The following is a 628-nucleotide window of genomic DNA, read 5'->3' as shown; positions in this document are numbered from 1 at the left end:
ATATTGTCTTCGCTACTCACGTCAATGCTAGAAACCAATACGGGAACGATATTGATCGTCATCGTGCCTACAATTCCGGATWCATCTACCGCTGTGGCCTTGACTGTGACTGTACCTAGGCTAGTTCCTCTCAACTCACCAGTCGRACTGATCGTTGCTGTTCCTGTGCCTGCTTGMACACTCCATATTAYGGAATYATTCGTTGCATTTCCTGGTAACACTTTCGCACTCATCTGGAGTKTATCTCCATTGGGAATGCTTGTTACATTGTCTTCGCTACTCACGTCAATGCTAGAAACCAATACGGGAACGATATTGATCGTCATCGTGCCTACAATTCCGGATATCTACCGCTGTGGCCTTGACTGTGACTGTACCTAGGCTAGTTCCTCTCAACTCACCAGTCGRACTGATCGTTGCTGTTCCTGTGCCTGCTTGMACACTCCATATTATGGAATCATTCGTTGCATTTCCTGGTAACACTTTCGCACTCATTTGAAGTGTACTTCCATTGGGAATGCTTGTTAYATTGTCTTCGCTACTCACGTCAATGCTAGAAACCAATACGGGAACGATATTGATCGTCATCGTGCCTACAATTCCGGATWCATCTACCGCTGTGGCCTTG

2 protein-coding genes are annotated in these 628 nt (G+C 46.1%); both read right to left on the bottom strand.

Features of this window, described 5'->3' with window-relative positions; genetic code table 11:
• The coding region (locus tag ASL11_RS37005; protein ID WP_200962477.1) for an Ig-like domain-containing protein at nucleotides 1–326 on the bottom strand (326 nt) is incomplete at its 3' end.
• Nucleotides 292–628: Ig-like domain-containing protein (locus ASL11_RS23440; protein WP_200962474.1), on the bottom strand; the 337-nt coding region annotated here is incomplete at its 5' end. The genes ASL11_RS37005 and ASL11_RS23440, both read right to left, overlap by 35 nt.

The sequence above is a fragment of the Paenibacillus sp. Soil750 genome, assembly GCF_001428045.1.
Classification (GTDB): Bacteria; Bacillota; Bacilli; order Paenibacillales; family NBRC-103111; genus Paenibacillus_E; species Paenibacillus_E allorhizoplanae.
The sequence above is the reverse complement of the archived record's forward strand: the minus strand, read 5'-3'. Positions and strand labels throughout refer to the sequence as shown.